This is a genomic window from Bradyrhizobium sp. 192, assembly GCF_023100965.1.
Lineage (GTDB): Bacteria > Pseudomonadota > Alphaproteobacteria > Rhizobiales > Xanthobacteraceae > Bradyrhizobium > Bradyrhizobium symbiodeficiens.
Genome location: NZ_CP064690.1, coordinates 6,623,742 through 6,639,247 on the forward strand (window position 1 = coordinate 6,623,742; position 15,506 = coordinate 6,639,247).

At 61.2% G+C, this 15,506-nt stretch carries 11 protein-coding genes and 1 pseudogene; 8 read left to right on the forward strand and 4 right to left on the reverse strand.

Going from position 1 to position 15,506, the window contains the following annotated elements; translation table 11 throughout:
- Positions 1–60 precede the first annotated feature (60 nt).
- Both IVB24_RS31025 and IVB24_RS31030 read left to right on the forward strand, forming a co-directional pair.
- The gene (locus IVB24_RS31025; RefSeq protein WP_247770262.1) at positions 61–2,409 is read left to right on the forward strand and encodes a membrane-bound PQQ-dependent dehydrogenase, glucose/quinate/shikimate family; all 2,349 of its coding nucleotides are present in this window, start codon (positions 61–63) and stop codon (positions 2,407–2,409) included.
- Between the two features lie 1,874 nt (positions 2,410–4,283).
- Positions 4,284–5,015 carry a DUF72 domain-containing protein gene (locus IVB24_RS31030; RefSeq protein ID WP_247770263.1) on the forward strand — a complete coding sequence of 244 codons (732 nt, stop codon included), beginning with the start codon at positions 4,284–4,286 and terminating at the stop codon, positions 5,013–5,015.
- A gap of 191 nt (positions 5,016–5,206) precedes the next feature.
- Here IVB24_RS31030 and IVB24_RS31035 read toward each other — a convergent pair whose 3' ends face one another.
- Together IVB24_RS31035 and IVB24_RS31040 are read right to left on the reverse strand one after the other, a co-directional pair.
- Positions 5,207–6,283, reverse strand: a complete 1,077-nt coding sequence (locus tag IVB24_RS31035; protein WP_247770264.1) for a flavodoxin family protein — start codon at positions 6,281–6,283, stop codon at positions 5,207–5,209.
- A 129-nt stretch (positions 6,284–6,412) separates the two neighbouring features.
- Positions 6,413–7,021, reverse strand: a complete 609-nt coding sequence (locus IVB24_RS31040; protein WP_247774206.1) for a cysteine hydrolase — start codon at positions 7,019–7,021, stop codon at positions 6,413–6,415.
- A 392-nt stretch (positions 7,022–7,413) separates the two neighbouring features.
- Here IVB24_RS31040 and IVB24_RS31045 point away from each other — a divergent pair, with 392 nt between their 5' ends.
- Positions 7,414–7,623 (forward strand): hypothetical protein, encoded by a 210-nt coding sequence (locus tag IVB24_RS31045; protein WP_247770265.1) that lies wholly within the window; start codon positions 7,414–7,416, stop codon positions 7,621–7,623.
- 48 nt (positions 7,624–7,671) lie between these two features.
- Here the strand turns inward: IVB24_RS31045 and treZ are convergent, their stop codons facing one another.
- Positions 7,672–9,507, reverse strand: coding sequence for a malto-oligosyltrehalose trehalohydrolase (gene treZ / locus IVB24_RS31050; RefSeq protein WP_247770266.1), 1,836 nt, complete (start codon positions 9,505–9,507; stop codon positions 7,672–7,674).
- Positions 9,508–9,587: 80 nt separating this feature from the next.
- Positions 9,588–10,370 carry an SDR family NAD(P)-dependent oxidoreductase gene (locus IVB24_RS31055; RefSeq protein WP_247774207.1) on the reverse strand — a complete coding sequence of 261 codons (783 nt, stop codon included), beginning with the start codon at positions 10,368–10,370 and terminating at the stop codon, positions 9,588–9,590.
- Between the two features lie 163 nt (positions 10,371–10,533).
- On the opposite strand from IVB24_RS31055, the pseudogene IVB24_RS31060 reads away from it, so the two are divergent.
- From IVB24_RS31060 to IVB24_RS31080, 5 genes and pseudogenes are all read left to right on the forward strand, one after another.
- A pseudogene (locus tag IVB24_RS31060) lies at positions 10,534–11,708 on the forward strand (zinc-dependent alcohol dehydrogenase).
- Positions 11,709–11,722: 14 nt separating this feature from the next.
- Positions 11,723–12,262, forward strand: a complete 540-nt coding sequence (locus tag IVB24_RS31065; protein WP_247770267.1) for a hypothetical protein — start codon at positions 11,723–11,725, stop codon at positions 12,260–12,262.
- Between the two features lie 71 nt (positions 12,263–12,333).
- Complete coding sequence (locus IVB24_RS31070; RefSeq protein WP_247770268.1) at positions 12,334–13,917, forward strand: alpha-amylase family glycosyl hydrolase; 1,584 nt, start codon at positions 12,334–12,336, stop codon at positions 13,915–13,917.
- 77 nt (positions 13,918–13,994) lie between these two features.
- A complete protein-coding gene (locus IVB24_RS31075; RefSeq protein ID WP_247770269.1) occupies positions 13,995–14,249 on the forward strand; it encodes a CsbD family protein in 255 nt (84 codons plus the stop codon).
- Between the two features lie 35 nt (positions 14,250–14,284).
- Positions 14,285–15,415 carry a DUF305 domain-containing protein gene (locus IVB24_RS31080; RefSeq protein WP_346771382.1) on the forward strand — a complete coding sequence of 377 codons (1,131 nt, stop codon included), beginning with the start codon at positions 14,285–14,287 and terminating at the stop codon, positions 15,413–15,415.
- Positions 15,416–15,506: the final 91 nt, after the last annotated feature.

The following is a 15,506-nucleotide window of genomic DNA, read 5'->3' on the forward strand; positions in this document are numbered from 1 at the left end:
TCCGGCATGGCTCAGACATATCGCGCAGCAGATTGGGCGGCATTCATTCTTGGCGGCGTCATGATTCTCATCGGCCTCGTGCTCGGGGCCGGCGGTGCGTGGCTGCTGTGGCTCGGAGGCTCCTTCTATTATCTGCCCAGCGGAATCGTCCTGATCCTCTCGGGTCTCCTGTTGGCCCGCCGGCGCGTTGAAGGCGCATGGCTTTACCTTCTTCTCTTCCTGCTCACCCTCGCCTGGGCGTTCTGGGAAGTTGGCGACAACGGTTGGGCGCTGGTGCCCCGGACTGTCGGACCGGCCATTTTACTGATCGCGGTCCTGGCGCTCACGCCGAAGCTTCGTCCCATTCGCCACCAGTATGAAGCTGCGGCTACAATCGCTGCGGGGCTTGTACTGCTGGTAGCAACAACTGCGTTGATGACCGGGGCTTTTCAGCAGGCAAGCGCCGCTCCGCGCGTAATGCCGTCTCCGAGCGTCGCCATGGCCGACCCTTCGCCCTTCAAGGCAGGCACAGATTGGCCTGCCTATGGCGGCGGCTACAGTGCGCGCCGCTATTCGCCGCTCGACGAGATCAACTCGACGAACGTCGCCAAGCTCACCAAGGTCTGGACCTTTCATACCGGCGACTTGCCTACCAAGAACACAACGGGCACGTACGGCGCAGAGAACACCCCGCTCAAGGTGGGCGATAACCTCTACGTTTGCACACCCAAGAACATCGTTATCGCGGTCGACGCGAAGACCGGCAAGCAGATCTGGCGATTTGATCCGCGCGTCCCGGACGAGTTCATTCCGTACACCGCGGCTTGCAGAGGCCTTGCATATTACGAACTGTCCAACGCCGATCATGGCGCGGCATGTGCCAGCCGCATCATCGAAGGCACGCTTGACGCACGCCTGATCGCAATCGATGCGAAGACCGGCATGCGCTGCGAGGCATTCGGATATGACGGTCAGGTCGACACCGCGAGGGGCATCGGCCGGCACGATCCCGGCATGTTCGCGATTACCTCGGCGCCGACGATCGTTCGCGGCGTCATCGTCATCGGGCACGAAGTGCTCGATGGACAAAAGCGGGACGCGCCCTCGGGTGTAATTCAGGGATACGACGCGCAAACGGGCGCGTTGCGCTGGGCCTGGGACATGGTCAAGCCGGATGCAAGCACGCCACCGCCGGTTGGACAAACCTATACCAGGGGCACGCCCAACATGTGGACGACCGCTTCCGGCGACGAGGAGCTGGGACTTGTCTATCTCCCGCTTGGGGTATCGGCCGTGGACTACTGGAGCAGCAGCCGCTCGGACCGGGAGAAGGAGTTCGCGACATCGCTGGTCGCGCTGGATGTTACCACCGGCAAGCCTGCCTGGCATTTCCAGACCGTGCACAATGACGTCTGGGACTACGATCTCGGCTCTCAAGCGACGCTGGTCGACTTCCCGACGGACAATGGCGCGCCGGTGCCGGCGCTCGTGCTGCCGAGCAAGCGCGGCGATATTTTCGTGCTCGACCGCCGCACGGGCAAGCCGCTCGTCGGCGTCGAAGAGAGGCCAGTGCCGCAAGGCGGCGTGGAGCCTGCGCAGCGCGCCAAAACCCAGCCATTCTCGCTTTACCACACCCTGCGAAAGGCTGATCTGACCGAGCAGGACATGTGGGGCATGTCGCCCATCGACCAAATGATCTGCCGTATCCAGTTTCGTCAAGCGAGCTACAAGGGCATCTTCACGCCACCCACGGCCAGCCCGCACTGGATTGAATATCCAGGCTATAATGGCGGCTCTGATTGGGGCGGCATCGCCATCGATCCCGTACGCAACATCATCGTTGCCAATTACAACGACATGCCGAACTACAATCGGCTGGTGCCGCGCGACGAGGCCAATCGTCTCGGTTGGGCGCCGCGGGACCAGGCGCGCGGCGAAATCGGCGGGCAGGAAGGCGCGGGCGATCCACAGCTCGGTTCCCCCTATGCGATCAACGTCAATGCCGGCTGGCGGCTCCCCGGCACCGGATTGTTGTGCAAGCAACCACCCTATGGCGGAATTCGTGCCATCGATCTGAAGACCGGCAAGACGCTGTGGGATCGTCCGTTGGGTGAAGCCCGGACGAACGGCCCGTTCGGGATCCCGTCGATGCTGCCGATCACGATCGGCACGCCAAATAATGGCGGCACGGTGGTGACCGCCGGCGGGCTGATCTTCATCGCAGCGACGACCGACAATCTGATCCGGGCCATCGATGTCAAGACCGGAAAGACCGTCTGGGACGACATGCTTCCCGCCGGCGGCCAGGCGACACCGATCACCTACGAGGCCGGTGGCCGTCAGTATATCGTGATCATGGCCGGTGGGCACCACTTCATGGAAACGCCCATTGGGGACTCGCTGGTGGCGTACGCTTTGCCGACTAAGTAGTGTCACCCTAGTCACAATCGCGGCACTGCAGGGAGGCTCATTGAAAATCTGCGCGCCGCACTACCATCGATTTCTGCCGTCATCCTGACAGTTCACTTAAGCCTTGGCGGTCTTCATCTGCTTACGAGTTATAGTTGCCGACGCCCGGTTCAGGTCTACACGGTCCCTGTCTGGGCAGGCCCTCGAAGCTGCGCAAACGCTTGGCTCGCGCTGTGGGGCGGGCCATCACGGATAGACAGCCGTCTCGCACGCCATCGACCAGCGCATCGAGGAAACTGACTTGCAATCGGATGAGGTCGAACCGCCACGCGCCAAGTATTGGCTGCAAGACAAGGATTCGTTCGAACACAAGGGCCGCAGAATCTCTTTGCGCCGCGTCTTTCAGCTCAAGGGCCAATACAATTGGCGTCGCCACCCTGATAGTCTGCAAGATGCGCTCGTTGTAAGCTTTCAGAAAGACGTGGAGATACGCAGAGGCGCTCCGAGCGTGTGAACCAGCGCTGTTGTTTCCAAATGAAAGATGGATCGGCGGCAGCGAGCGATCGACTGAACAACGCAGCCGCTCGACAGATTCGCTTAGGCGTGGCAATCGCGCTTTGCGAGCGCCTTGGCGTAAGCATCCGAATACCCCGACAAAGCGGCTAACTAAGAGTCAGCTACGGGTCAGGTACGATCAATGACGTGTCGGTCGCACTGCTGCGCTTATCCGACCGAAAATGGGCATTCGTCACACGACCACAATTCCCTAATTGCACAAGGAACCGTCAAAGCGATTGGCAGTACAGCGCTCGCGTACGAGTTACAGGGTTGACGGGGCCCGATTACGATTTTCTTTAGAGCGGGTACTGGATCGCCAAGAAGCGCGATCACCCGAAACGGGGCCGAGCACAGGCCGTACGGCAACAAAGAGTGCGGCACCAATACCGGCCGCGAGAGATAAAGTCAGGAGATCTCAGGCTGCTTCGTATCTGGTCGCCTGCGCCGTCGACACTCTTGCCCACAACGCGCGGTTCTCACGCGCGATCTTCTCCAGGAACACACGCGCATCCTAAGCGGTGATGGCCGCTGGTACTTTCGTTTTAACCAAATAGCCAACGTCTGGTTCATGTAGGGCGCCAAAGGATGAAACGCTGAGCGCGTGTACTGCCCATAATAGGCGATCCTCCCCTTGCGATGGGATTTAGCTCGCGGGCAATATCGTTTCACATCACCTCGTTTCGGCTGCAAGGTTCAAACGTCTGACCGTCGTCCGTATCGCGTTCAGCGCTGGTTTGCTGACCGCTGGGGTGAAGCCGCAGAACATCTTACGTGAATGCGGCCCAGGACCGATCGCGGCCGGAAGCAATATCCGAGAAAAACAAACATGAGCGCCTCGCTTTTACCTTGGCGGCAATCGTCCTTGCAGAAGACGATCCTCGTCTTCGTAGATGGAACTCCCGGCGGTACCGCGCCAGCCGAGCCTGGAGCGCTTCGCGAACCTTCGCGCCGCCAAGTGATCGCTCTCAGCACGTCCGCAACGTTTCGGCATCCGCACTTCGAGCAACGGTCGGCATCACGGCGGCGGGTGGGACACTATCGAACCAGGTGCCTAATGCTGGCACTGCGTTGTTAAGGATCGCGTCAAATTGAATCAAGCATCCGTCGGTAACCCTCAGAAATCCCAGGCCGACAGCTCGCAGCCGGCACGAGCTTTGTCCAAAAATCGCCCCGTCACAAGACGGGGCTAGGTGGGGAGTTCATGGATACGATGCCAACCTGCACCACTTAGGGTCGTTCCCATTGAAGTTCGCGCCAACCCGGCAGCAACAAATTCCTCGAACAGGCGTTCTCTTCGAAGCTGCGGTTTCACATTGCGCGACTATTAGCTGGCAAACATGGCACGCGTTTTGATCGGCACCTCCGGCTGGCATTACGACTCCTGGCGCGGCCCCTTCTTCCCGGAAGGGTTGCCGTTGAAAGATCAGCTTCGCTACTATACCGGCCAATTCGAAACAACAGAATTGAACGGCGTTTTCTATCGCACGCCGACACCGGCAGCCGTGAAAGCGTGGCGAGAGCAGACCGGTCGCGATTTCGTCTTCTCCTGGAAAGCGTCCAAATTCATCACACATTGGAAGCGTCTGTCCGATCGCTCCGAAAACAGCCTCGCGCTGCTGGAAGATCGCATTTCCCTGCTTCGCGGCAAGGCGGGACCGATCCTCTTTCAGTTGCCGCCACATTTCGAAGTGAACGCCGACAGGCTTGCGGGGTTCTTCAAGTTGTTGCCGAAAAAGCGACGCTACAGCTTCGAGTTTCGTCACCCGAGCTGGTATCAACCGCGCATCCTGCGGATGCTGGCCGACGAGAACATATCGCTTTGCCTGTCGGACCATCACGATGCCCCCGCGCCCTGGAAGCGCACGGCGGATTTCGTTTATGTGCGCGGCCATGGGCCGAGCGGGCGGTATAACGGCCATTATACGCGGCCGACGCTCGCGCGATGGGCCCGGCGCATCAACTCCTGGAAACGGCAAGGCTGCGACGTCTACGTCTACTTCGACAATGACCAGAAGAGCGCAGCCCCGGTCGATGCGTTGAAGCTGAAGACGATTCTCCGGGAAGCGTAGCCACGGCCCGCCAGCAACCGAACCGGCGATCACCATGATAAGGTCGGGCAAGATCGATCTTGCCGTGGACAACCAGCTCCTCCGAAGTACCCTCCACCTCCAGCGATTGCGGCCGGTTGGCCGCCTGACGCTTCAATTCGCCTAGAATGGATTCCTTGAGTTTCTCTTCGAGCATCTGTCCTCTGAGTCCGTCATTTGGGATCCGGGTCTTCGAGACCTGCCCCTGGCTCCTTGAGCTGTCCGTTCAGCGCGAGCCGGACGGCATTGCCAAGCGCGCGCGCCGTGTTCAGCACTTCCCGCTGGAATTCCCCATCTTCGTCGAGTTCGCGATGTGAGGTTGCGTATGGCTCCATGTAGCCGACGTAACCATCGAGTTCGCCGAAGCGACCAGCCGAGATCAGGTGCATATCGGTCAGCCAATCAGACAAGGTTCGCCGCGCACCCTCCGCGCCAACGCTGTCGCCGTGGACGATCAAGCCAAAATGACGGCCGGCGAGATGGCGTGGGTATGGCCAGCCTTTCAGCTCGAGGGCCTTGGCTTCTTCAGCTTTCTTGCCGTGGGTCGATGTCGGATCCGGGTTACCGCCGTCGGCGCAAACAAGGCGATCCATCATCACCTTGAAGCCGCCCGGCACGTGATACCAATTCACCGGCGTTACGATCAGGATGCCGTGGGCTGCCACCCAGAGCGGATAGATCTCGTTCATCCAGTCACTGGTCTGGCCGAGCGAATAATTCGGATAGCAGCTGCACGGCCAGTGGCACAGCGGCATGGCGGTCGAAACGCAGGACTTGCAGGGATGGATGTTCTTGCCGAACTCGGAGGTGAGGCGCGAAAGGTCGAGGACGTCGACCGCAAATCCGATTTCAGCGAAGACGGACTCTGCGAGCTTGACCATGCGCCATGTCTTGGACATCTCGCCGGGACAGGTATGTTCGCTGCGGGCCGAACCATTGACAATGAGGATGCGCGGCGGCCCGTCGGCGGCGTCGTGCCGCCGCTGCGCCTCAAGGATGGCGGCACGTGCCGCGAGCCAGTCGACAGCAAGGTCGTAGTCGGGATCGGCGAATCCCGCGCCCGCCTTCCGGGTCACCGGCGATTTTCGCGAATGGCTATAGGCGTCCCACGCCGCACCGATAAGGGCATCGAGTTCAGGCTTGAGCGATGCAAAGGCAGGATCGACGAACCGGCTCCTGTATCGGCTATCGAACTCTTGAAGCGACAGCCTCGCGGGCGGCATCCCTTTCCGAATGTCCGGTTCCGTCATGCTGGCTCCTAGATTATCGATGCTGTTCAAGCAACAGGGGTTGTCGCCACCGGTTCCTAAGTGCGTCGCGCGCCCGTTGAGCCCAACGCGGTCATCGAGACCTTACGCAACGATAAACCTGTGATCTAACTATTCGCGCCACAGTTCGGCGAGTTCCCCGGAAGTCACCAGGTCCACCTGACTATGGAAACGCGTCCGGTACATCGTCATGAGGGCATCGTGACCGATGTCGGAGGAACTGCACAGGGCATCCTCGATGATCACGACCCTGAAGCCGAGATCGACGGCGCTCAGCACCGTCGAGAGGACGCAAACGTCCGTCTCTGCACCTGATATCACCACGGTACCAATCCCAAGCTCAACGAGCAAGCTTGCCAAAGCCGGATTGCTGAAGGCCGAATAGGCTGGCTTGTCGACGATGCGCAACGGAGGGACGTAGCGAGCCAGAGCTGGCACGAGCTCAAGCGCGGTCGGCGAAAGACGTTCGCGCGTCGCCTGATGCCAATGCTGAAAATATCTCTGCCACTGGCCGGGGCGATCCTCCGGATTCTTCGGCGTAATGAAGCGCGTGAAGATCGTTCGGGGCTGATGGCGGGAAACGACGTCGATAATCGTCGGCAGAACCCGCTCCATCCAGGGCGTTTCCCAAAGACCGCCAGGAGCAAAAATGTTCTGCATATCGATGCAGAGATGCGCGGCATCCCGGATTTCGGCGATCTGCGACTGGATGTCCCTCATTCTCCTCACGGCGCTCCGCTGATCTTCATCTCGTTGCCGCACGGCAATCGCATTGGAGTGCCGTGGGAACGGAAACGCGCACGTTGCATTGACGTTCCGGACGCCTCGCATGGGAAAATTATTCATCGGCGCCGCCGTGGTGACCATCGCACTCATGATCGCCTTCGCGGTCTACGTCATCACGCTATGAGCCGGTCGCCGACGGCCGAAACTGGCTAGGTCTGATCGGCAGCTGTCAGCCCGACGCGCAGATCGCTGCTGGACGTCGCCCAGACACCTCTGGCCGACCAGACATCGAAACGCACGGCCGGGGGAACGACAAAGTCTTCCGCCGAGCCTAGGAACGACGTGCCGGCTGGCGCATTGGCTGCGGATCAGGTGGAGAAGTAAACATGGGCAATAGCGGCGTTGGCATGCTTCTAGGCGACGTCTCGACGACTGCGCTGTGGACGTGGTTCATTGGGGCGTTCATACTTGGCGGCGCGATCCTTTATGGCGTGCTGAAGGCCGGCCGTTTGCGCCGCAGCGAGCGCGCGCAGCTGGATAGAAACACAGAGGCTGCACAACGCCAAGACGATCCGCAGAAGCGAGTGGCCGGCTAGCTTTCGAGACGGCGCTCTCGAAAGACGCAGCCCTCGGTCACGGAGAAATTAGCCGCTGGAACCGAGCCGCACCAGAATGTCTGCGGGGTGCAGATAGAGGTGACCTTTCGCGGGTTCGGCGCCCCACAAGTTCTCACCTTCGACCAGTAAAGGCCGCAGAACGGCCTGCTCGGCGAAGTTCGCGACGATTTGCAGGACGCGGCCCTGCGCCGTAAGCCATTGGACATGGAGACCGCCGGCGCGCCCATCCCGCGGATTGAGCAGTTCGGCTCTGGCTCGAACCACCCCCTCGGTGAGGAGGGGCAGAATATTCGCCCGTCGTATCTCCAGGAGCTCTCTCGTCAGAGCATGAAATTGACGGCTCACCTCGGACCGGTCGAGCCCCCGCCAATCCAGTTTCGATGCCGCGAATGTTCTCGCGTCGCAGGGGTCCGGAATCCGGTCGCGCGTTTCCGGTGTCGCGAACGCAGCGAAATGCGCGAACTCTCTGCGCCGCCCTTCGTGGGTGAGATCGGCGGCCTCGCCTGTCCAGTCGGCAAAGAACAGAAAGGGTGTCTCGGCCGCAGCCTCCTCTCCCATGAACAGCATCGGAATATGTGGACTGAGAAGCAGCAGAACCATGGCTTGCTGGAGCTTCTCGCGACTGACGAGCTTCGCGAGACGTTCGCCCAGCGCCCTGTTACCCACCTGATCGTGGTTCTGCGCGAAGAAGATGGTGGCCTCAGGCGGAAGGTGGGCGCTCCGTTCGCCCCGCGGTCCGTCGTGCAACGGAAACGCTTCGCCCTGATAGGCAAATCCTTCCGTGAGCGACCGAGCCAGATGCTGGAGCGGCCGGTCCGCGAACGCACGGTAATATCCCTCGTTTTCACCCGTGAGCAGGACGTGCAGGGCGTTGTGGAAATCATCTCCCCACTGCGCGTCATAGAGGACGACGCGGCCGTCACGGCGTTCGAGCAGATGCGCTTCATTGGCCTCGTTCTCGAGCATCAAATGCACCCGCCGGCCGTCGACCTGCCTGCGAACGCTCTCCGCCAGTTCGACGAGGAAATGCCGCTCGGATCGGTCTTTCAAGGCATGCACGGCATCGAGGCGCAATCCGTCAAAGCCGTAGTCACGCAACCACATCAGGGCGTTGTCGATCAGGAACTGCCTCACGAACGCGCCGTGCTCGCCCTCGAGATTGATCGCAGGTCCCCAGCCGGTCGTGTGTCGATCGGTAAAGAAAGTCTCGGCATAGCTGTGCAGATAATTGAGCTGGGGCCCGAAATGATTATAGACCACATCGAGATAGACCATCATGTCGCGCTCGTGAGCGGCTCGCAGCAGCCGCTTGAGGTCTTCGGGACGGCCGTAACACGCATTTGGAGCATAGAGCAGGACGCCGTCATAACCCCAGTTGTGCCGGCCGGGGACATCATTGATCGGCATCAGCTGGATGGCAGTGATGCCGAGATCGCGAAGGTAATCGAGCCTGTTCTCTACTCCCGCGTACGTCCCTTCGTCGGAGAACGTACCGACATGCAGCTCGTAGATGACCGCTTCTGACCAAGGCCGCCCGGGATAGGGATCGGCATCCCGGAAAGCGGGCGTGTTGATGACCTCGCTCGACTTGTCTACGTCATCGGGCTGGAAGCAGGACGCGGGGTCGGGAACCGCGAGTTCACCATTGATCAGGTACTGGTAGCGCGTACCCGCGCGGGCGGTCGAGCTAAGAGCTTGATACCAGCCCTGCTCGTCGCGGGGCATTCGCCGCGGCGCCTGGCCGATTTCGAGCAACTCGACCGATCCCGCCGACGGCGCCCAAAGATTGAAGGTTACACCGTGCGCCGTGATCTGCGCCCCATGGCGACGCGGCTGCCCGGCCACTCCCAGACTCTCGTTCAAGCATTCCTCGCAGACTGTATCTCTTAGCGGGCATTTCTTGGCGGTGAGACGCACATGTTGTCGACCGGGTCGCGTGCCAGCTACGACTTCGCTGTGCCAGGCTCCGCCATCTTTCGATGTTGCTTGGCCAGCACCTCATTGGGCGTGACGTTCGCGATCGTGGTCTGGAGCTTGTTCTTCATGCCGGTGACGACGTCGGACTCGCCGCTCATCATGGCGTCGAACCCGGCCTTCGCGACCTCATGCGCGTCGTCCTTTTTCTCGGTGCCGACTTTGGTGTCCATCATGTCGGCGCGGCGGAAGAATTCGGTTTCGGTCGCTCCAGGCATCAGGCAGGTGACGGTGACGGCGCTGTCTCGAAGCTCCTCACGCAACGCGAAAGAGAACGAATCCAGGAACGCCTTGCTGGCATTGTAGACGGCCTGGAAACTGCCGGGTGTAAAACCGGCGATCGAACCCGTGATCAGAACACGTCCGGAATTGCGCTGGAGCATTTCCTTGCCGACGCGGTGGATCAGATAAAGCGTTCCGGTGATGTTGGTGTCCACCAGACGCCTGATGCGCTGGAAATCCTGGTCGAGAAAGGCCTTGCCGAGACCTATGCCGGCATTGGCCAGCAGCGCGTCGACCGGCCGGCTGCCGACTGCGGCGCACAGCTTGTCGACCCCCTCTGTCGTCGCCAAATCCGCCTGCAGGGCCTGGACGCTGCCGCCGAGGGTGCGGAGCTCCGCCGCGGCGCTTTCGATAGCTGCCTCGTCCGCCGCAATGATGAGATCGAAGCCGGATCCGGCGGCACATTTCGCAAGTTCCAAACCTATGCCGGTAGATGCTCCGGTGACCAGGGCGAGCTGTTTGTCTGGCATAACGGTATCCTCGATTGGATTGATCACGTCCAAATCCCTCTCCTACGCTGTCGTTCCTATTGAGGCGCCCACCGTTTGCGACGCGGCGATTTAGCCATCAGCGATAGCAACCATCGTTCTTCATTCGACTTAGATGGCTCGTAGAGGACCTCGGAGGACAGACATGAAGGCGTTGGTTTGGCACGGCAAGGAAGACATACGGTGCGACACGGTCACCGACCCCGAGATCCAGGACCCCCGCGATGCCATCATCAAGGTCACGAGCTGTGCAATCTGCGGCTCCGACCTCCATCTCTTTCACATTTCATCCCGGGGATGCTGCCCGGGGATATCATGGGCCATGAGACCATGGGGGAAGTGGTCGAAGTCGGCTCCGGTGTCGATGGCAAGCTCAAGAAGGGCGACCGCGTCGTTATCCCCTTCACGATCATTTGCGGCGAGTGCGACCAGTGCAAGCGCGGCAATTTCTCGGTCTGCGAAACCACGAACCGCAAACGCTATCTCGCGGACAAGGTGTTCGGACACACGACCGGCGGCCTGTTCGGGTATACGCACCTGACCGGCGGCTATCCGGGGGGACAGGCCGAGTATCTGCGCGTGCCCTACGCCGACGCCACGCACATCAAGGTTCCACCTGGCATCCCTGATGAGCAACTGCTGTTTCTCAGCGACATCTTCCCGACCGGCTGGCAAGCTGCCGTGCAATGCGATATCGAGCCCACCGACACGGTTGCGATCTGGGGCTGCGGGCCGGTGGGGCAGATGGCGATCAGGAGTGCCATTCTGCTTGGGGCCAACCAGGTGATCGCGATCGACTGCCTGCCGGAGCGCCTCAGCATGGCGGAAGCCGGCGGGGCCACCACGATCAACTTCGAATCCGAAAGCGTGGTCGAGCGGCTCAACGAGCTGACTGATGGCAAGGGCCCGGAAAAATGCATAGATTGCGCCGGCATGGAGTCGCATGTGATGGCGTCGCAGCCAGATACTCTGCTCGACCGTGCCAAGCAAATGGTGATGCTGGAAAGTGACCGGCCTCACGTGCTTCGGGAGATGATCTATGTCTGCCGGCCCGGCGGAATCATCTCCGTGCCCGGTGTCTATAGCGGTTTCTCCGACAAGCTCCCGATGGGCGCGTTCATGAACAAGGGTCTGACGATGCGAACGGGTCAGACCCACGTCAACCGCTGGACCGATGACCTGCTGCGCCGCATCGAAGAAGGCGAGATCGATCCGTCCTTCGTCATCACCCACACCGTCCCGCTGAGCGACGGACCCGAGATGTACCAGGTGTTTCGCGACAAGCGCGACTCCTGCATCAAGGTCGTTCTGAAGCCCTGAAGGAGCAGTCAAACATGTTTCATTTCTCCAATATCGTACGCACCAAGGGCGACCCGAAAATCGTCGAGGGTGGACCGAGCTTGAAGCGGCCCCAGGACCAGCTCGCACGCGCGCTCGGCTGGTTCAGCATCGGCCTTGGCGTCGTCGAATTCCTTGCGCCGCGGCGCATTACCGAGACGCTCGGCATCGAAGGGAGCGAGACCCTGGTCAGAACGTTCGGCGTCCGGGAGATCGTGGCGGGTATCATGTCGCTGTCGGTAGACAAGAATGTCGGTCTATGGGCCCGTGTGGGCGGTGACGGCCTGGATGCAGCTGCGCTGCTGTCAGGCTTCACAGCCGACAATCCCAAGAAGGGCAACATCGCCTTGGCCCTTTTGATGGTCAGTGGCATTGCGGCGCTGGACTATCGAGCCGCCCAGGACACCAAGCCCCTGCGGCCGGCCCGCGATGCGAGGCGAAAACTTTATCCGAACCGCAGCGGCTATCCTCGCGGAATCGAGGGGGCACGAAGTGCCGCAAGGCAGATCGCGCACGCAATGAAATCGAACTCGTAAAGCCCACCAATGCATTTCCTGAACGCATGAGGCACGACAGTTCATTACCAGGCGAGCCACGCGCAGCCACTATGGAAGTGCCGTGGTGGCGCTCTGCGACGGTCTACGAGATCGCGCCGATCTCGTTTCAGGATTCCAATGGTGACGGCAAGGGCGACCTGGCCGGGTTGCTTTCGCGAATCGACCATTTGAAGTGGCTCGGCGTGGATGCCGTGTGGCTGACGCCGATCTACAAGAGCCCGTTCCGGGATCTCGGCTACGACATCTCGGATTATTGCTCAATCGACCCCGCCTTCGGCACCCTGGATGATTTCGATCGCCTCCTCGGTAGACTGCACGAGGAAGGCATTCGGCTCATCCTTGACCTCGTCCCCAATCACACTGCGAACGACCATGCGTGGTTTGTCGAAAGCAGCAGCTCCCCCGAAAATGCGAGAGCGGATTGGTACATCTGGGCCAATCCCGCCGAGAACGGCGGCCCGCCCAACAATTGGTTGAGCCGCTTCGGCGGCAGCGCGTGGGAATGGTGCGAGGCGCGGCGGCAATATTACTACCACTCCTTCCTGACCGAACAGCCGGACCTCAACTGGCGGAATCCGGGCGTGCGCGCGGCGATCGCCGACGTGATGCGGTTCTGGCTCGATCGCGGCGTGGACGGCTTTCGCGTTGATGCCAGCGCGGTCCTGATCAAGGACGAATTTCTGCGCGACAACCCGCCGAGCCCGGATGCCAAGGAGAAAGCACCGCCGCAGCGTCAAACGCCGGTGTTCACCGACGATCGTCCGGAGACGATGCAATGTATCGAGGACATCCGGAAAGTCATCGACGAATACCCGGGGCGGCTGCTGTGCGGCGAAGTGCAAGGCAAGACCGACCGCATCGGTCATTTCTACGGCAACGATCGGCCCCGGCTGCATTTGCCCTTGAACTTCGCGCTCCTTGATTCGCCCTGGGATGCGCTGTCGCTGCAGGCCGCGATCGATGCCTATCTCAACGCCCTGCCCCCGCAAGCCTGGCCGGTCTGGGTTATCGGGGGGCACGACAAACCCAGGGTCGCGAGCAAGATCGGCGAGGCGCAGATGCGCATCCTGGCGATGCTGCTGATGACGCTGCGGGGGACGCCGTTCTTTTATATGGGCGACGAGATCGGCCGCGAGCGTGTCGCGATCCCACCGGACCGGGTGCGTGATCCCTTCGAGAAGCTGGTGCCTGGATATGGGCTTTGCCGGGATCCTGAACGCGCGCCGATGCGCTGGGATGATGGCTCGAATGGCGGCTTCACCGCCGGACGCCCTTGGCTACCCCTCGGTCCGAGTGGCTCCAAGAATGTCGCCGGCCAGCAAAGCGACGAGCGTTCAATCCTTTCTTTGTTTCGAGATCTGATCGCGCTGCGGCGCGAGGAGCCGTGCCTGCGCGAAGGCGACCAGCAGCCGCTGCGTTCGCAGAACGATGTCCTGGCCTTCAGGCGCGCACGAAACGGAGATGCGCTGCTGGTCCTGCTCAATATCGCGGCCGAGCCCAGGAGATGGCGCTGGCAGGGTCATGGCCGGCTGCTGATGTCCACCCATCTCGATCGCCCGCCGCTGCCGCTACCGGACGCCGCTCTCCTCCTCCGTGGCAGTGAAGGGGTGATCATCGCCCTCGAGCCCCCCTGAGAAGCGCAGGAACCATCGGCTTCGCAGAGAGTCTCACCAAAACCCCGGCGTCCCTCCCCTGCTTGCCGGAGGGTCAATTGGAAGAAACCGCGGCCCCGGCCCTCGCCCCCTTCCAGGCGCTGGGGTCAGCGGCGCGAACTTCGAGGTTGGCGATGGCCAGGACGAAAAATCTCACGCAAAGGATCGCCGGCAAGGCAAAGCAAGCGGTCGGTGAAATCATCGGAGACCAGGATCTCCACGATGAAGGCAGGGAGCAGGCTGAGCGCGGCCGTGATGACCTCGATAAGCCGAGCCAGGTCAATGACCTGAAAAAGTTCAAGCAATTGACGTGACCGTCGTTGCGCCTCCAGCACCTTCGACGCGGGCCATTGGTGCCAGCAACTCGCCGCTTACGGCGTCGCGGAGACGTTCGCGCTGGGTCGCCGCCGCGGCTCTGGGTCTGATCAGCAGCACTTTCTCGACGCTCGTCAGCCAGCTGTTTGCCGCGCGCCTCGGCCGTGATGCGGCCGTCGACTGGATGACCGTCGCCGCCATTCCGGCGCGCGACTGGGCACTCAGTGCGGAGCCGTCATGGACTGCGATCCTCACCGGCATCGCATTTCATCAATGGGCTGATTTCTCCTGGGCGCTGGTCTTCTTCGGAGTGCTCGGCCGCTGGACCGCCGACTTGCGGCCGCTGACCATTCTGGGGCTGGCGCTGCCCTGGGCCATATTTTCCTCAGCCATGGAATGGTTCGTGCTGGTACCGCTGTTTCCGTTCTGGCAGCCGCTGTTCACGCTGCAGCAACCCTATTGGATCGGCCTCCTCGTTCACAGTTCGTCCGCGGTGATGTACCCGTTGTTCGCCCGGCTGCGATGGACATGGGGCCATACGCCTGCGCAAGACGAGCGCTTCACCAATGCCTGGATCACGGCCGCTACGGCGGTGATCGTCATGCTTGGGACGATCGCATGGTTCGGCAGTCATGGCTACGAGCTACCCTGGATCGGCCGCGACAAGGATGCAGAGCAGAGCTATATCCGGCATATGACCACGCATCACGCTCAAGGCATCGAACTGGCGCGGGTTGCTGCGGAGCGGGCGCAAGACCCGCATCTGCGGAAGCTCGCGATGCTCATGGTCGCGAGCCAGGAGGGCGAGAACCGGATTTTCGAGAACTGGTGGTTGAGTTGGTTCGAAACCGAGATGCCGGACTGCAGCACCGCTGAACGTGCGGCCATGCCCGGCTTGCTGACACAGGTCGAGGTGCGCGATCTCAAATCAGCTCCGCCCGAACATTTCGATGCGATCTTCGTGGAACTAATGAGCAGGCATCACAGGGGTGCCGTGAAGATGGCCGATCAAATGTGGCAGAGCCGCAGCGACCCCCGCTTACGCGTCATGGCTCATGCCATTCGCCACGAGCAGCAGGGAGAGATTGCGCTGATGCAGTATTTGCGCGGCACGGAAGCGGTCGCCGCGGCTTTTCGCAACATGCTGGCAGACAACGTCAATTGAACTGCCTGTCACCGCCGATAATGGGGTGATGGGTGTCCGCCGAAAACACGGCTCTCACTTCCGGGCGCCCAGGAACCTTCGTGTCGGAGAT

Excerpts from the sequence above, each read along its gene's own strand:
- IVB24_RS31025 (WP_247770262.1), top strand. The coding sequence starts at position 61 with ATGATTCTCATCGGCCTCGTGCTCGGGGCCGGCGGTGCGTGGCTGCTG.
- IVB24_RS31030 (WP_247770263.1), top strand. The coding sequence starts at position 4,284 with ATGGCACGCGTTTTGATCGGCACCTCCGGCTGGCATTACGACTCCTGG.
- IVB24_RS31035 (WP_247770264.1), bottom strand. The coding sequence starts at position 6,283 with ATGACGGAACCGGACATTCGGAAAGGGATGCCGCCCGCGAGGCTGTCG.
- IVB24_RS31040 (WP_247774206.1), bottom strand. The coding sequence starts at position 7,021 with ATGAGGGACATCCAGTCGCAGATCGCCGAAATCCGGGATGCCGCGCAT.
- IVB24_RS31045 (WP_247770265.1), top strand. The coding sequence starts at position 7,414 with ATGGGCAATAGCGGCGTTGGCATGCTTCTAGGCGACGTCTCGACGACT.
- IVB24_RS31055 (WP_247774207.1), bottom strand. The coding sequence starts at position 10,370 with ATGCCAGACAAACAGCTCGCCCTGGTCACCGGAGCATCTACCGGCATA.
- IVB24_RS31065 (WP_247770267.1), top strand. The coding sequence starts at position 11,723 with ATGTTTCATTTCTCCAATATCGTACGCACCAAGGGCGACCCGAAAATC.
- IVB24_RS31070 (WP_247770268.1), top strand. The coding sequence starts at position 12,334 with ATGGAAGTGCCGTGGTGGCGCTCTGCGACGGTCTACGAGATCGCGCCG.